General features: G+C 29.4%; 17 protein-coding genes. 2 read left to right on the plus strand and 15 right to left on the minus strand.

Translation table 11 applies throughout. The annotated features are described in order from the left end of the window. Positions 1-10: 10 nt before the first annotated feature. The 9 genes from saoL to ACN6I1_RS10990 form a co-directional block, all read right to left on the minus strand. Complete coding sequence (gene saoL / locus ACN6I1_RS10950; protein ID WP_419741953.1) at positions 11-637, minus strand: MerB-like organometallic lyase SaoL; 627 nt, start codon at positions 635-637, stop codon at positions 11-13. Between the two features lie 7 nt (positions 638-644). Next, positions 645-1,397, minus strand: a complete 753-nt coding sequence (gene saoA / locus ACN6I1_RS10955; protein WP_419741954.1) for an ABC transporter ATP-binding protein SaoA — start codon at positions 1,395-1,397, stop codon at positions 645-647. Then, a complete protein-coding gene (gene saoP, locus ACN6I1_RS10960; protein ID WP_247011944.1) occupies positions 1,397-2,203 on the minus strand; it encodes an ABC transporter permease subunit SaoP in 807 nt (268 codons plus the stop codon). The genes saoA and saoP overlap by 1 nt, the downstream gene beginning before the upstream one ends. After that, positions 2,170-2,964: an ABC transporter substrate-binding (seleno)protein SaoB gene (saoB, locus tag ACN6I1_RS10965; RefSeq protein WP_419741955.1), complete on the minus strand. Its 795-nt coding sequence runs from the start codon at positions 2,962-2,964 to the stop codon at positions 2,170-2,172. Before saoB ends, saoP begins: the two co-directional genes overlap by 34 nt. Beyond that, positions 2,951-4,063: an ABC transporter substrate-binding subunit SaoX gene (saoX, locus tag ACN6I1_RS10970; protein WP_419741956.1), complete on the minus strand. Its 1,113-nt coding sequence runs from the start codon at positions 4,061-4,063 to the stop codon at positions 2,951-2,953. Before saoX ends, saoB begins: the two co-directional genes overlap by 14 nt. Before the next feature lie 29 nt (positions 4,064-4,092). Continuing rightward, positions 4,093-4,557, minus strand: a complete 465-nt coding sequence (saoC, locus tag ACN6I1_RS10975; RefSeq protein WP_419741957.1) for a Cys-Cys-COOH (seleno)protein SaoC — start codon at positions 4,555-4,557, stop codon at positions 4,093-4,095. Then, the gene (gene saoE / locus ACN6I1_RS10980; protein ID WP_419741958.1) at positions 4,547-5,626 is read right to left on the minus strand and encodes an efflux transporter SaoE; all 1,080 of its coding nucleotides are present in this window, start codon (positions 5,624-5,626) and stop codon (positions 4,547-4,549) included. Before saoE ends, saoC begins: the two co-directional genes overlap by 11 nt. Positions 5,627-5,637: 11 nt before the next feature. Further along, positions 5,638-5,892 (minus strand): thioredoxin-like (seleno)protein SaoT, encoded by a 255-nt coding sequence (saoT, locus tag ACN6I1_RS10985; RefSeq protein WP_264318815.1) that lies wholly within the window; start codon positions 5,890-5,892, stop codon positions 5,638-5,640. Between the two features lie 148 nt (positions 5,893-6,040). Then, positions 6,041-7,039: an ion channel gene (locus ACN6I1_RS10990; protein WP_419741959.1), complete on the minus strand. Its 999-nt coding sequence runs from the start codon at positions 7,037-7,039 to the stop codon at positions 6,041-6,043. 155 nt (positions 7,040-7,194) lie between these two features. Between ACN6I1_RS10990 and ACN6I1_RS10995 the strand changes: the two genes are divergently transcribed. Together ACN6I1_RS10995 and ACN6I1_RS11000 are read left to right on the plus strand one after the other, a co-directional pair. Beyond that, positions 7,195-7,623 carry a hypothetical protein gene (locus ACN6I1_RS10995; RefSeq protein ID WP_085282367.1) on the plus strand — a complete coding sequence of 143 codons (429 nt, stop codon included), beginning with the start codon at positions 7,195-7,197 and terminating at the stop codon, positions 7,621-7,623. Between the two features lie 91 nt (positions 7,624-7,714). After that, complete coding sequence (locus ACN6I1_RS11000) at positions 7,715-8,020, plus strand: DUF1540 domain-containing protein (RefSeq protein WP_021429618.1); 306 nt, start codon at positions 7,715-7,717, stop codon at positions 8,018-8,020. 165 nt (positions 8,021-8,185) lie between these two features. Here the strand turns inward: ACN6I1_RS11000 and buk are convergent, their stop codons facing one another. From buk to topA, 6 genes are all read right to left on the minus strand, one after another. After that, positions 8,186-9,277 (minus strand): butyrate kinase, encoded by a 1,092-nt coding sequence (gene buk, locus ACN6I1_RS11005; RefSeq protein ID WP_419741960.1) that lies wholly within the window; start codon positions 9,275-9,277, stop codon positions 8,186-8,188. A 3-nt stretch (positions 9,278-9,280) separates the two neighbouring features. Next, a complete protein-coding gene (locus ACN6I1_RS11010; protein WP_025162195.1) occupies positions 9,281-9,859 on the minus strand; it encodes an indolepyruvate oxidoreductase subunit beta in 579 nt (192 codons plus the stop codon). After that, the gene (gene iorA / locus ACN6I1_RS11015; RefSeq protein ID WP_419741961.1) at positions 9,860-11,644 is read right to left on the minus strand and encodes an indolepyruvate ferredoxin oxidoreductase subunit alpha; all 1,785 of its coding nucleotides are present in this window, start codon (positions 11,642-11,644) and stop codon (positions 9,860-9,862) included. It lies immediately after the preceding gene. A 46-nt stretch (positions 11,645-11,690) separates the two neighbouring features. Next, complete coding sequence (locus tag ACN6I1_RS11020) at positions 11,691-12,938, minus strand: aminotransferase class I/II-fold pyridoxal phosphate-dependent enzyme (RefSeq protein ID WP_419741962.1); 1,248 nt, start codon at positions 12,936-12,938, stop codon at positions 11,691-11,693. Between the two features lie 110 nt (positions 12,939-13,048). Beyond that, positions 13,049-13,831, minus strand: a complete 783-nt coding sequence (gene codY / locus ACN6I1_RS11025; protein ID WP_021429555.1) for a GTP-sensing pleiotropic transcriptional regulator CodY — start codon at positions 13,829-13,831, stop codon at positions 13,049-13,051. Positions 13,832-13,979: 148 nt separating this feature from the next. Then, positions 13,980-16,073, minus strand: a complete 2,094-nt coding sequence (gene topA, locus ACN6I1_RS11030; RefSeq protein ID WP_419741963.1) for a type I DNA topoisomerase — start codon at positions 16,071-16,073, stop codon at positions 13,980-13,982. Positions 16,074-16,080 lie beyond the last annotated feature (7 nt).

Consider the following 16,080-nt stretch of genomic DNA (forward strand, 5'->3'; position numbering starts at 1 on the left):
AGCTTCTTTTTTATCCTGTATAAAATATATCATATGAAGCATCCATAGCTTCATTTATATCTAAACAGTATATATCTTCATCATTTTCAAGTCCATTTTCTTTTACCCATTTATCAAACTCATTCTTCGTCCAGAAGAAATTCATGATGTTTCAACAGTTTGCTGCCCAATTTTCGTGCTTATCCAAATTTAAATGAAGTACTCTTAAATCAGTATTATTTAAACTTGTTACTTTTCCATCTCTTATAGATATATTGATTTCATTTCCAGTTACATAACAGTTAGATTTTATATCTATATCTTGATTGAAAGTACATCTCCATCCCATTGCATCTATTGCACACATTGCATTAAATTCTCTATTGTCTGCTAACTTAACTCTATGCATAGTTGGGTGTGCTGATACTGGATATATAAAATTTATATAGTTTTCATCATCCACTACCATTATATTTTTCTTTACAAACAATTCTAACATTTCTTTTATGTACTCTCTTTTTAAACTTAGTCTATCTTCTAAAAAAACTATACTTTCATCTATACTTACAGGTCTTTCTTTTTCGATTATCATATCCATAATTGATACTCTAATATTTTTTTGTTTTTCATCTAAACTTCTATACTTGTTGTTTTTCATTTTTAATTTATACTCCATAACATGCTGATAATTTTTTTGTTAATCTATTTTTATATTCTAAATATTCTTCGCTCTCTCTGTCTCTTGGTCTATCTAAATCTATCTTTAAATCTTCTAATATACGCCCTTTATCTCTAGACATAACTACAACTCTATCACTCATATATACCGCTTCATCTACATCATGCGTAACCATTATTGCAGTTATCTTTTTTTTCATCCAAATATTTTCTAGTTCTTCTTGAAGATTTTGTCTCATTTGAAAATCAACCGCTCCTAAAGGCTCATCCATTAAAAGAACTTCTGGGTTACATGCCAGCGCTCTTATAACAGCGACCCTTTGCTTCATTCCCCCTGATAGCTGATGTGGATACATCTTTTCTTTTCCCTTTAAATCTGATATTGATAATAGTTCTTCTAATCTCTGTTCTCTTTCTTTTTTAGACATTTTTTGTTGCTTCATTGGAAATTCAACATTTCCTTTTACTGTTTTCCACGGAAATAATGCATAATTTTGAAATACAAATGCTCTATCTATACCTGGTTTATCTACTACTTTATTATCTAGTAAAACTTGACCGTTTTCACAAGTTTGAAAACCTCCTATTATAGTTAATAATGTAGTTTTACCACAACCAGATGGACCTAGTAATGATACAAATTCCCCTTCTTTTATATCTAGGTTTATATCCTCTAATACTTTATGTTCTACTTTATTATTTATAAAGGTTTTACTTATATCGTCTATTTTTAGTTTCATTAATTATCAAACCTCCATTTGCAAAGGCTCTTGTTTATAAATTTTAATATTCTATCTATTATAAATCCTATTAATGCTGCAAATATCATAAGCCCAATTAAAAGTTCTGTATTCATCATTGTTTGAGCTTGTACCATAGAGTAACCGAGACCGGCACTCGTTGCTATAAACTCGGCTCAGATTACAGACATCCAACCAGTACTTATTGCAAGTCTCGCTCCAGTTAAAATATCTGGAAGAGCTGCTGGTAGCATTACATTAGTAAATATTACAAACGGAGATGCTCCCATACTTTTTGCTGCGTTATAATAATCTTTTGATATAGATCTAACTCCTTGAATTGTATTAAGGATTATAGGAAATACTCCTGCAAAAGCTATTAAGAATATTGTTGGTCCATCTCCTATACCAAACCATACTATAGTTAATGGAACCCAAGCCATTATAGGTACTTGTCTTGCTGAATCTACTACTGGAGAAAATACCTTCTCAAACGTTGATGAGAACCCCATAATAAGTCCTAGAGGAAGTCCAAATCCCATAGCATACATAAATCCCTTTAATACTCTTTGCATAGTAATTAATACGTTTTTTACAATTTCAGGGTCTGTTATACATGTTATAAATCCATGAAACACATCCATTGGCATAGGAAGTAAAAGTGAGCTTCCTATCCTTTGTGCACTTATTTGCCATATTCCTATTATCACTATAAATAATAATATTTTATAAAATGCATCTAAAAACTTTTTATTTAATCCTCTTTTTTTATTTATTTCTGTATTTGCAGAAACTTTAAATTCCACTTTTTAAACTCACCCCAAACTTCTTTTGATATCTCTGTATCTGTATATTTTTCTAGTTCTTTTTTAAACAAGTTTTCATCATTTAATTCTTTTACACTTTGGTTATATAGTTTTATAAATTGAGTATATAATTTATTTTGTTTAAATGATTTATTTACAACCATTACATATGTATCATAATCCTTATTTATTGCTGTGGAAAATTTTTTACCATTTAAACTAAGTGCTTTTATACTATCAATTACTATAGCATCTACTTTATCGCTTTCTAATGCATAAGCTAGTCCTCCACTTATAAAAGGTACTTCCTTTGCACTTTCATAATACTCTTTTACTAAATCAATTTGATAATTTCTATTTTGTGTAACTCCTACTTTTTTTATATTTTCATTTTTAACTAAAAATACATCAGAGTTTTGAACTACAGTATCTAAAATTTCAAAATTTTTATCATACTCTACAAATTTTTTCGCCGCTTCTTTGCAAATTATAGCCATATCTATTTGCTCTGAACTCAGAGCCCACTGCATAGTGCTCGCTCAACAATCATTTATAGAATATGGCTCTATTAAATTTTCAATTTCAACATCTGTAAAATAATCTTTGTTTATCATATAATCAATGATAAAACCAGAGGTATCATCTGATACCCCTATTCTTATATTTCCATCTATTTTTTCAGTCTTAGGATTAAAAAATAATATTCCTAAGCTTCCTATTATAATAATTAAACCTAAAATTATATTTTTAGTTTTGTCCATCTATCTCCATTGCCTTTGCTTTCCAATCTTCATAGTTCATACCTTTAGGGAATACTGGATCTACTTTTTCTTTTATAAATTTATCAAAATCATCTGCTCCACAAGATTTTAAAAGCTTATCATTTACAACTTTATCATAATCAGGTATTTCCTCTAATGCCTTATTATCTTTATACATATCTAAATTGTTTTTATATTCGTCTCCAGTTATTTTCCATGTAAGAGTTCTTCCTTCTCCTACAGTCTTTTTATATATAGTCATTAATGCTACTTCTTCATCTACACTATAGTTTTTAGCAAATATTTTAGCTGCTTTAACTGGATTTGTGTATATATACTCTATAGCTTTTGTATGTGCTAAAACCATTTTTTCAGCTAAGTCTGGATGTTCTTTTATAAAGTTTGTATTTAATGAGAATGAACAACAGTTGTATTCTTTTCCTGTATTTTTTTCTTTATATTGAGTCGATGAAATTATCTTTCCAACTCCTTCTTTCTCCGCTACAGATCCCCATGGATCACATGTACTGAATGCTTTTATTTGTCCTGTTTTTAATGCTAAATATGCGTCTTTGCTAGAGTCTATATTTACAACTTGATATTTAGATGAGTCTACTGGAAGTCCTGTTTCTGGGCCGTAGTCTGTAGTCCATAATAAATCACCATCTGGGTCTGAAGCTATTTTTTGTCCTATTAATTCTTTAGGATCTTTTATATCATTTGCAACTACTAAGTATTCAGATCCACCTCTATGGTTATTTGCAGCTACAACTATTGGTGATCCTTTTGGAATAGCACCCACTAACCCTTTAGTCCCAATATATCCTGCATCCATTTGTCCAGCTGCCATAGCTTCTGGTACTTTTCCGTTTCCTACAGCTTGAACGTTAAGTCCTAAATCTTTATAAATACCAGCATCCACAGCAACTGGAGCAGCCGTCATATGGTCACAATTATAATAACCTAATTTAATTGCATAATCTGAACTCCCTTTTGTTGCCGTTTCTTGCTTGTTTTCCTTACTACCACATCCTGTTAAAACTGTAGTGCTTATTGCACCTATTAGTACTAATGACTTTACCTTCTTTGAAATTTTCATTTTTAATTCTCCCCTTTGTTGAATTTGTATTAGCAACATGCATTCATGCCTTCGCCGAATAAATCTACTAATTTTTTATTTTCTAATCTATATATTGCATATCCTACATTTCCATTTTTAGATCCAGATAATATAAGTTCCATTTCATCTTTATCATCTATATCTTTAAATTCTATTAAAATATCGTCTATTGGTGCTCTTATAGGCTCTGTCATATAAACGTTTTCATCATCACTTATAACTCCAACCATTTCATTATGATTTTTGCCTTTTTTATAAACAACTAATAAATCATCGACTTTATCGTTATTTATATCGTGCTGTGTGTACGTAAGTATTTTTTCATATTTAGCATTTTTTTTAAAATAATTTAAATACTCTTCATTTACATTTGGAAGGCTACTTTCTTGCTTCTTTTTCTCTTTGCTATATACTGCAATTCCTATTAATAAAACTATTATAGAAAGTATTATTAAAATTTTTTTACGCTTCATTTTTTACAACCTTTCTTAAGCTAGGCATTATAGCTTTTATGAAAAATATGAATATTATAAATGAGCATATGTATTTTACTGAATCAGGTATGTTTAACATTATAGTATTAGCTATGCTTATAGATTCCTGCTTGTAACTTATATTTATATTTGTTGCCTTTCCCATTAAAAGGAAGTTTGTTATATATCCAATAACTAGCGAGCAAGTCGTAAGTGTTATAGAATATATAGCTACAGTTCTCTTTCCTATTACTTTATACATACTTATAAGTTCTGGTAAGTTTGTAGCAGCTCCAGCTATTAAAAATGTTATAGCAATTCCTGGTGATGCCCCACTTGCTACTAATGCTGCAATAAATGGTATATGTCCAACTGCACAAACATACATAATACATGCAAGTACTGCTATACTACCTAAAGACAGTACCCCTGGATTTCCTAAGTATTTTTGAATTATGCTACTTGGAAATACAGTTGTTATAAATCCTGCAACAAGCATACCTATCACAACATATTTACTAATTGTAAGTGCTAATTCAGAAAATGACCATTTTAATCCTTCTATCACTTTTTCTTTAAAGCTTAACCCATCTTCTTTTAGCTCAATAGCTATTTCTTCATCATCTTGTTGGTTTATACATAATTCATTTTTACCTAAGTAGTTTCCTAAAAGTCCTACTATTATTGGCACGACAAATCCCGATATAACATAAATAATAGTTATATCTGGCCCTAATAATCCTAAACTTAATACTACTGCTATTGGATTTATAATTGGAGTTGATGTCATAAAAGCTAAAACTGGCCCTAGATAAGCTCCAGAATAGTACATGCTTATTCCTATAGGTATAACTCCACAACTACATATTGGTAGTAACATTCCTGAAACTGTACTCTTTAATAATGATGATATTTTTTTATTTCCAAGAGATTTTTGAAATTTTTCTGGACTTATTAGATTATGTAGTAGACCTGCTATTATAAAACTTATTATTAACCAACCTGAAGCTCCATTTAATATACTTATAGATGCTAGTAGTACATCTTTGAAAAAATCTAAAATATACATTTAATTCTCCCCTAATTATTTATAGCGTCTGTTATTGCTTTTTCTATGATATCCTTTGAAAGCCTATCATATTTTTTTCTTTGGTTTATAATCATTGTTCCTTTTGTTATAATTCCGTATTTTTTTAAATAAGTAAAATCTTTTCCCGCTTGATATAATTTTATATCAATCTTTTCTTTATAAAGTTCCCCTAGCTTTCTTATTAGCATTCCATGCTCATCACATGTAGGTCATGTATTTATAAACTCTACTAAAACTTTTGCCATTTCTCCTCCTTTGTTTTTTCCTTTTTCCCGTTTTATTTACATTTTTTTACACTCAAGCTCTTTTATTATACATAGAATTTTCAGACATTGTAAAATAGAATATATCTATATAACAACGTTATAGTATAGATATATTCTATTTCGTTTTTTATCTATTTATTTTTCTTGCAAGCGTTGCTGTCCAAATACCAACCATTGTTACCCCTAAAAACATTTCTATTCCTGATAAAAATATGCTATATCCAAATGGAGTTATATCTCCATAACCAACCGTTGTAAATGTAACTATACTAAAATGAAATGCTCTCACAAAATCATCTATCATCACATTTGCTGATTTTTCTGTAAAAAATAGTTCTTTATACGATATAATTTCACTTCCTATTTTAAGTCCAAAGATTAGATATAATATAGTAAATAAAAATATAAGTTCTAAAGATGTTATAAGTGCATAAGTTGGTCTTTCTCCATATCCGCAAATTAACCAAAGTGCATCTGATTTAAATCTTTTTATTCCCTTTAAAGTTTTTCGTTCTATAGTTTTATAAATATATAAGTATTCTCCATACTTAGCTAATAAATTATTTTCTTGAAATTTATAAGCTATAGTTCTATAAAATTTATAACAACTTTCATAACTTTCATTATTTAATTCGTCAAAGAATGTATCTTCATTGAACTTAGTCACTAAACTATCATCAAATTCTAAATTATATATATAAGATTCAGTTAATTTAAATGATTTTAAATCACAATCCTTAATTGTCATAAAATCTATATGAGAATTAATAAAAATACTTTTTTTAAAGTTGCTATGTTCAGTTATAAGATTATTTAATTGAGTGTATCTTAATATTGAATTTTTAAAGTTACAATCTATAAACCTAACTTTATTAAATTTACAGTTTATGAATATACTATTTTCAAAACTACAATTTATAAATTCTATATTTTCAAATTGCATATCCTTTATCTTTCTACTTTCAAACTTTGTGTTTTTAACAACTTTTAAATCTAAAATCTCATCTATTTTTATATATTTATTAAATTCATAAGAACTTATATCTTTTATATTTTTGTCATTAAGTCTATTATTAACTTCGTGGTTAGCGACTTTTCTTAATTTATTAAATTCAATAGTTTTCATATTTATTCTCCAAAAATAATTTTATAATATTAACTATTTCGGTTTAATATTTTGAGAATCCTTTGAAATAAAATTTTTGTCATATCATTTTTATCATAATGTCCTACTTTTCTTAATATACTTGTACAAATAACCATTTGGGGGAGGATAAATTTATGAATACAAAGATAAAAGTTTTAGAGGAAAAACTACCAAAAAAATGTTGCTCCTACTGTAATCATCTTTCTTTAGAGGGTCCTAATGATGATTTTACTTATGATATAAAATGTGTGCTTTCAAATAGTACTCCTTTAAATGGAGATTCATGCAATGATTTTAGCCCAGAATATACTAATTTAAATCATGTTGACTTAGATACTCTATATTTAAAATTTTTAGAGTCAGCTATTCAAGTTGATTATGCATCTTACTTAAACTCGCTACATTGGAAATTATTTAAAGAAAAAACTTTAGATTTTTACGACTATGAATGTTCTAAGTGTGGATGTAGTAACAATTTAAATGTTTATCATATAAATGATAACTTCGGCCGAGAAACTTTCGATGATGTAAATGTACTTTGTGAAAATTGTTTAAGAAATTAAATTTATATACTACTAATATTTTTTAAAAATAAACAAATAATAAATTCATAGTCAACTGACTATGAATTTATTTTATTTTGGAGGTATTTATATGTCAAATCCTATAAACTGTTCAGCTACAAGTTGTGCATATAACAACAGTGGAGGCTGTTATGCATCTGGAATCCAAGTAAAAGGTTCTAGAGCAAAAACAACAGCTCAAACAAACTGTGCAACTTACCAAGATAAAGCATCAAGTTCATTCACTAACTGTTCTGGAGAATGTACTTGCGCTAAAACTCATTCTATCTCTTGTGGTGCTGATCACTGTAAGCACAATAGCAATGGATGCTGTAAGGCTGAGTCTGTTCAAATAAACATGCAAGATGCATCTTGCGAAACTTTTGTAACTAAATAGTCCCCACACTATATTATTTACAAAATAAAAAAGAGCTGACTATAATATATAGCTGATGATAACTTTGTATGATTTAGCGACATTTTGAAAGCGCATTTTGCTTTCATGGAGCAAATCATACAAAGTTATCTTAAGCGTTTTATATATTAATCAGCTCTTTTTATTTTAATTGAAACTTAGATCTTCGATTAGTTCTTCATATTCTCTATAATTCTCTTCACCTTTTAAAATTCTTAACGCTCCATAAGAAAGAGCTTCTAACTCATTTTCTCCTGCTAGTACAGTTACTGGTGCAATAAATCTTACTTTGTCACTTAGTTTTTTAGTTAAATTTTTAGAGTATGCAATTCCTCCAGTTAAAATGATTGCATCCACATCACCATCTAAAACTGTAGATAACTCCCCAATTCCCTTTGCAACTTGGTAAATTAAAGCCTCATATATTAATTTAGCTTTTTCATCACCGTTTTCAATCATTTGTTCAACTTCTCTAATGTCTACAGTATTTAAATGGCCTACTATTCCACCTTTTCCTCTAATTTTTTTCAACATTTCTTTTTGAGTATATTTACCACTAAAGCACATATCTACAACCTTTTTAACAGGTATTCTTCCACTTCTTTCTGGAGAAAATGGACCCTCGTCATCAGATACTACATCTACCATGTGCCCATTTTTATGTGCAGCTATAGTTATTCCTCCTCCAAGATGTGCTACTATTAAATTCATATCTTTATAATCTCTATTGTTTTCCTTTGAAAATTTAATAGCCATAGCTCTTGAGTTTAATGCATGGCTCAAGCAGTTTCTCTTTATTTCTGGAAACCCTAATACTCTAGCTACATCATCTAATTCATCAACTGCTACACTGTCGTATATATATGCATTTACTCCTATTTCTTTAGCTATTTCATAAGAAATAAGCGCTCCTAAATTTGATGCATGTTCTATTATAGGTTTATTCTTTAACCTATCTACCATAGCATCATTTACTAAATAAGCTCCTGATTTTACAGGCGGAAGTATCCCTCCTCTTCCAACTATAGAATCTAACCCTTCTTTCTTAAAATCGTTTTCCTGAAGGGTATTTAAAATGCTTTCTTTTCTCATTTCAAACTGATCAGTTATACTATTATATTTTTCTAATTCATTTGCACTATGATTTATACTTTTCGAAAAAAGAATATTTTCATCTTCATATACTGCAATTTTAGTAGATGTTGAACCTGGATTAATCGCTAATATTTTGTACCCCATAAACTACTCCCCTTTGACTAAATTCATTCCTACTTTAAATGCTTCTATATTTATGTCTACAAACTCCTTTTTTACATTATCACTTATAATTTGATTCCAGTCAATATGTTCAAGGTTCATAGATTTCACTAAGCTTCCAAGTAAAATTATATTCATTGTTTTTGGATTTCCAAGTTCAATAGCACTCTTTGATGCATTTATCAATTTAGCTCCTACTCTCAATAACTCTTCACTTATTTCATTCCCTTTGTATTCAGCTTTTCCATTTAATATTGGCATTGAATTTATTTGATAGTCATTGACTATTATTTTTCCATTATCTTTTAAGTAATCTAACCATCTTAATGCTTCCATTTTTTCAAATGAAACTAAAATATCTGCTCCACCTTTTTCTATAACTGGAGAATAAACTTTATCACCATATCTAACTTGAGAAGATACAGATCCACCACGCTGACTCATACCATGTATTTCACTCATCCTTACATCATATCCTGACTCCATAAGACCAATTGTTAGAAGCTTACTCGCAAGTATAGTACCTTGACCACCAACTCCAACTAAAAGTACGCTCTTTGTCATTTATTTATCCCCCTTATATATAGCTTGTTTTGGACATATTTGTGAACATACTTCACATCCTACACAGCTAGTTTTTTCAATACATGCTTTTTTAGTTTCTTTATCAAATGATATTGATGGACAGCCAGATTTTATACATAACTTACATCCTATACATAAATCTTTATCTATATTGCATTTTTGTCTAAACGCACCTCTAAACTCTGCTTTATCTTCTTTAGAAAACTTTTTAAGAACACATGGCCATCTTGTTATTATAACGCTAGGTTCATCTAATTTAAGTGCCCAATCTAGTGCATCATTTACTTCTTTTAAGTTGTTTGGATCTATGGTTCTTACATGATTTATACCGCAAGCTAAAACTAATTTTTCAATATCTAATTCTTTTACTTCTTTTCCTTGTAATGTATATCCTGTTCCAGGATTTTGTTGATGACCGGTCATACCTGTTATTCTATTATCTAAAATTACAGATATTGCATTACTTTGGTTGTATGCTATATCTATAAGTGAGTTTATTCCAGTATGGAAGAATGTAGAGTCTCCTAAAACTCCAACTACTCTCATGTTATTATTTTCTTTCATATTAAACACTTGTTGTGCTCCATGGCCTACACTTAAACTTGCTCCCATACATACTATTGAATCTAATGCGTTGTATGGACTTGCAAAACCTAGTGAATAACATCCAATATCTCCTGAAACCATAACATTTTTTCTCTTTCCTATTTCATAGAAAAATCCTCTATGTGGACATCCTGAACATAATGTTGGCGGTCTTCCAACTACTAAATCTTCATTATATTCTATAGTTTTTTTCTCTTCACCTAACATAACCTTTCTTATTACATCCGGAGTCATTTCTCCTGTGTATGGGAATATATCTTTTCCTATTACATCTATTCCCATAGCTTTTACTTGGTCTTCTATAAATCTATCGTTTTCTTCTATTACATATATTTTCTTAACTTTGCTAGCAAATTTTTTTATTTTTACATCTGGTAATGGATTTGTAAATCCTAATTTTAAATATGATACATTATCTTTAAATACTTCTTTTGCATAGTTATAGCATACACCACTAGCTATTATGCCTATATCATTACTATTAAGTTCTATGTAGTTTAAATCCGTTGCATTTGAGTAAGCTCTTAACTTGTTTAATCTTTCTTCAACCTTTACTCTAAGATTTCTAGAGTGCGCTGGAACAGTAACTCGTTTTTGTACATCTTTTACATAATCTGCTACTCCTACTTCTTCTCTTTCTGAGCAATTTACTACACCTTTTGAATGACATAATCTAGTTGTAACTCTGTATAAAACTGGAGTATCAAATTCTTCACTTACACTATAAGCTTCTTTTAGCATATCTTTAGCTTCTTGGCTAGTTGATGGTTCAAATAAAGCTATTTTAGCAAACTTAGCATAATTTCTATTATCTTGTTCATTTTGAGATGAATGCATTCCCGGCTCATCAGCTGAAACTAATACCATTCCTCCATTTACTCCTGTATATGCAAATGTGAATAATGGGTCTGCTGCTACATTGACACCTACATGTTTCATACACGCTAGCGTTCTAGCCCCTGCTATAGAACCGCCTATACTTGCTTCAAGTGCTACTTTTTCATTTGGTGCCCACTCTGCTAATATGCTATCTTTGTATGTAGCTACATTTTCCAATATCTCAGTACTTGGAGTTCCAGGGTATGCAGATGCATACTTAACCCCTGCTTCATAAACTCCACGAGCTATTGCTTCATTTCCAGTCATTAATAATTTCATTTTTATCCCCCTATTTTTATAATCTTTAAGTTTTTCTACTTTAAATTTAATCAACTAAGTCAATTGCTTCTTTTAAAATCCTAGGTGCAACCTTACACTTTTCTTTATTTACAGCACATACAGCAAATCTTACTCCCATTTTTAACGGTATAGTATATAAATTGCTTTCTATTGCTTTTTCACATACTTTCATAGGACTTTTACAAGGTATACTTACAAAGAATCCATCTCTATATGGAAGTATATTTAACCCTATATCTCTAGCTTCATCTACAAATGCTTTAGCTCTTTCTTTTAAAACTGATTTATATGAATTTTTTTCATCTTCATATCTTTTTAGCTTTTCTTCATCATTTATAATTGTTGTTAATAACTCCATAGCCCCTCTATTGCAATTTGACCAATTTGCTCTTGCAGAATGTGAGCATGAATAATAAAATTCATCAGCTATATCTTTATTACTAGATACACATAAGCAAGCCCCACTTCTCATTCCATATGCCGTATATCCTTTTGACATACTAAACCCTATAATTACCAATATGTTTTCAGGTAGATTTTCAAACTTTTTGAAAAATCTTCTAGTATCATTAGATCCTTTACCTGAAAAATCTATATATGCTACATCTACAAATAAAGTTATTTTTTTATTTGTATCTTTTACAGTTTGCTTACATAAATTTAATATTTTGTCCCACTCTTCATCAGAAACTGTATATCCAGTTGGATTATGAGCTGGTGTATTAAATATAGAAAAAATTCTATCTTGTTTTTGTGATAAATTTATAAATTGATCTTTAAATGATTCAAAATTAAAATTGCCTTCTTTATTAAATAATTCATAGTTTGTAATATTTCTATTTATCTCTTCACAAATAATTTTATATGGTCCCCAATACCAATCTGGTACAAGTATAGTTTCTTGTTTTTCTGTATAATTAAAAACTGCTAACTTTATAGATCCAGATCCTCCTGGAGATGCAACTACTCTTATATTGCTGTTTGGCATAAATTCTTTAAAACAAGCTTTTTTTACTGCTTCTATATAGTCGCTTTGCCCTGCAATTTGAGCATATGCCGCTATTTGTTTGTTGTCTAAGTTTTTATATTCATCATAAACTGACTTTAAAGTTATAAGGTTTCCCTTATCATCCATAAGTGCTCCTATAGTAGCATTTATAACATTTTCTTTTCCATTTTCTTTTTCACATATTTGTGCCCTTTTAGATAAATTGAATATCATATCTTCTTCTTTTGGCCAAATAGCATGTTTAGCCGCCATTGACGTAATCATTAAATCCCTCCTAAATACTTGTATATTAATACATATTACAATTAGTTAGATTTAATGATTATTTATGAAAAAAAAATAAGACATCCTTATGGATGTCTTATCTTTTATAATTAATTAGACTTTAACTTTTCTAATTCTTCTATTAATTTGTCGTTAAGAACTTTTATATGAGTTCCTTTCATTCCTAGAGATCTAGATTCTATAACCCCTGCACTTTCAAACTTTCTTAATGCATTTACTATTACAGATCTTGTTATTCCAACTCTATCTGCAATTTTACTTGCAACAAGTAGTCCTTCTCTTCCGCTTAATTCTTCGAATATATGCTCTACAGCTTCTAATTCAGAATATGATAATGTTCCTATAGCCATTTGAACTACAGCTTTCTTTCTCATTTCTTCTTCTAGCTCTTCACCTATAGATCTTAATATTTCAAGACCTATAACTGTTGCACTATATTCTGCTATTACTAAGTCGTCATCTGTAAACATTTGGTCGTATCTCGCAAGTATTAATGTACCTAATCTTTGTCCACTACATAATATTGGAACTATTGTTAAATATTTTTCTTTTCTATCTTCTTCGTATGGAAGAAGTTCTATCATTTCTGTCCCAGTTAAGTTTTCTTTTGTTTCGTTTATTTTTAATATATTTTTTGAATATGCTTCTGGGAACATCTTTTTATGTGTTTTTTCATCTTCTATAACTGAGCTGTCTTTTTCAACATTAAGGTAAACACCTAATATTTTACCTTTAGTACTTACAACATAAGCATTCGAACTTAAAACTTCACCTAATGCTTCAGCTAATAAATTAAATGACACATTACTTCCACCACTAGTTTGTAATGTTTTATTAATTTTTCTTGTTTTTTCTAGCATTTCACTTGCCATCTATTATCATCTCCTCATGAAGTTTGGCCACTTTTATACCCTTAATACATTTATATTATTTTAACGTTCTTACTTTAGCACTGTCATATTATCATAATTTCAAATCTTTTTCAATACTATAAATTGGTTTTAGACACATTATTTGACATTATTCATTGCTTTTATCATTATTTTCTAAATTTTTCTCTTTTTTACACTCTTTATTAGAACAAATTACCTTAGTTTCTGATTTTGTTACCTTCTCTACTAAGTATGAATTACATTCACTACATAATTCTCCAGTAGGTTTGTTCCATGATATAAAATCACACTCTGGATAATTCGAGCATCCATAAAAGGCCTTACCTTTTTTTGATTTTCTAAGAATTATATCACCTTTTCCACATTTAGGACACTTTACCCCTACCTTATTTACTAGTGGTTTAGTTGTCTTACATTCTGGATAATTCTTACAAGCTATAAACTTACCAAATCTTCCATATTTTATAACCATGTTAGATCCGCAATTTTCACAAATTTCATCAGTTTCTTCATCCATGTTTACTTTTTCAATATTTTCAATCGCTACTTCTATAGCCTCTTTTAGTGGTGCATACACATCTGCTACAACTTCTTTCCAGTATGTATCTCCCTCTGCAACATCATCTAGCATATTTTCCATCTGTGCTGTAAAATCTACATCAACAAATTTTTGGAAGTTTTCTTCTAATATATTAGTAACTATTTTCCCTAACTCAGTTGGGCATAAACTAGATGCATTTTTTTCAACATATTCTCTATTTAATATAGTAGCTATTGTTGGTGCATAAGTAGATGGTCTTCCTATACCTAGTTCTTCTAAAGTTTTTACTAAACTAGCTTCTGTATATCTAGCTGGCGGTTGCGTAAAATGTTGAGAAGGTCTAACTTCTTCTGATGATAATAAATCTTTTTCGTAAACAGTTGGAAGAATTTTATCTTCTCTATCTGTAAAATTATATACTTTAGTATAACCATCAAATTTTAATGTTGATCCTGTGGCCTTAAATATTAGATTATCTACTTTACAAGTTAAATTTAAAGTATCAAATACTGAGTCTTCCATCTGACTTGCAACAAATCTTCTCCATATTAAATCATATAACTTATATTGATCTCTACTTAGAGATGCTTTTATGTTGCTTGGTGTTCTATCTACAGATGTCGGTCTTATGGCTTCATGAGCATCCTGAACTTTTTTAGACTCAGTTTTAGCTTTTTTATTTTCTTCAAATTTATAATATTTTTCACTATATTCTTCTAATATAAATTCTTTAGCTTTTTCTTTAGCTTCTTCTGATATTCTCTTTGAATCAGTTCTTATATATGAAATTAAACCTAGAGTTCCTTCTCCGTCTATATCTACACCTTCATATAATTCTTGTGCTACCATCATAGTTTTCTTAGTTGTAAAACCAAGTTTATTTGCAGCTTCTTGTTGTAACATACTTGTTGTAAATGGCTTAGGAGCTGATTTTCTTCTTGATTTTGACTCTATACTATGTACAGTTAAATCTTTACCTTTTATTTTTTCTAGTATTTCATTTACTTGACCTTCGTTTTCAAGTTCTACCTTTTTATCATTTTCTCCATAATATTTTAAGGTAACTTCCTTACCTTCTTTTGTTTTAGCATCTAATTCTATTGTCCAATATTCTTTTGGATCAAAAGCTTCTATTTCTTTCTCTCTATCACATATTAATTTTGTTGTAACAGATTGAACTCTACCTGCACTAAGCCCTTTTCTAACTTTTTGCCAAAGTATAGGACTTATTTGGTATCCTAATAATCTATCTAAAACACGTCTTGCCTGCTGCGCATCTACTAAATCTAGTTTAATATTTCTAGGACTTTTTATAGCTTTTTTTATAGCATCTTTAGTTATTTCATTGAATTCAATTCTACAATTTTCAGTCTCATCCAATGATAATATATGTGCTAGATGCCAAGATATAGCCTCTCCTTCTCTATCGGGGTCGGTTGCTAGAAAAACTTGTTTTGCTTTTTTAGCTTCTTTTTTTAATTCCTTTATTACATCCCCTTTACCTCTTATATTTATATACTGAGGCTCGAAATTATTCTCTATATCTACTCCTAATTTACTCTTAGGTAAATCTCTTATATGCCCTACAGATGCCTTTACTGTATAATGACTTTTTCCTAAAAATTTTTCTATGGTTTTAGCTTTTGCAGGCGACTCAACGATGACTAAGCTTTTTGCCATATATCCA

The sequence above is a fragment of the Paraclostridium dentum genome, assembly GCF_048568265.1.
GTDB classification, from domain to species: Bacteria; Bacillota; Clostridia; order Peptostreptococcales; family Peptostreptococcaceae; genus Paraclostridium; species Paraclostridium dentum.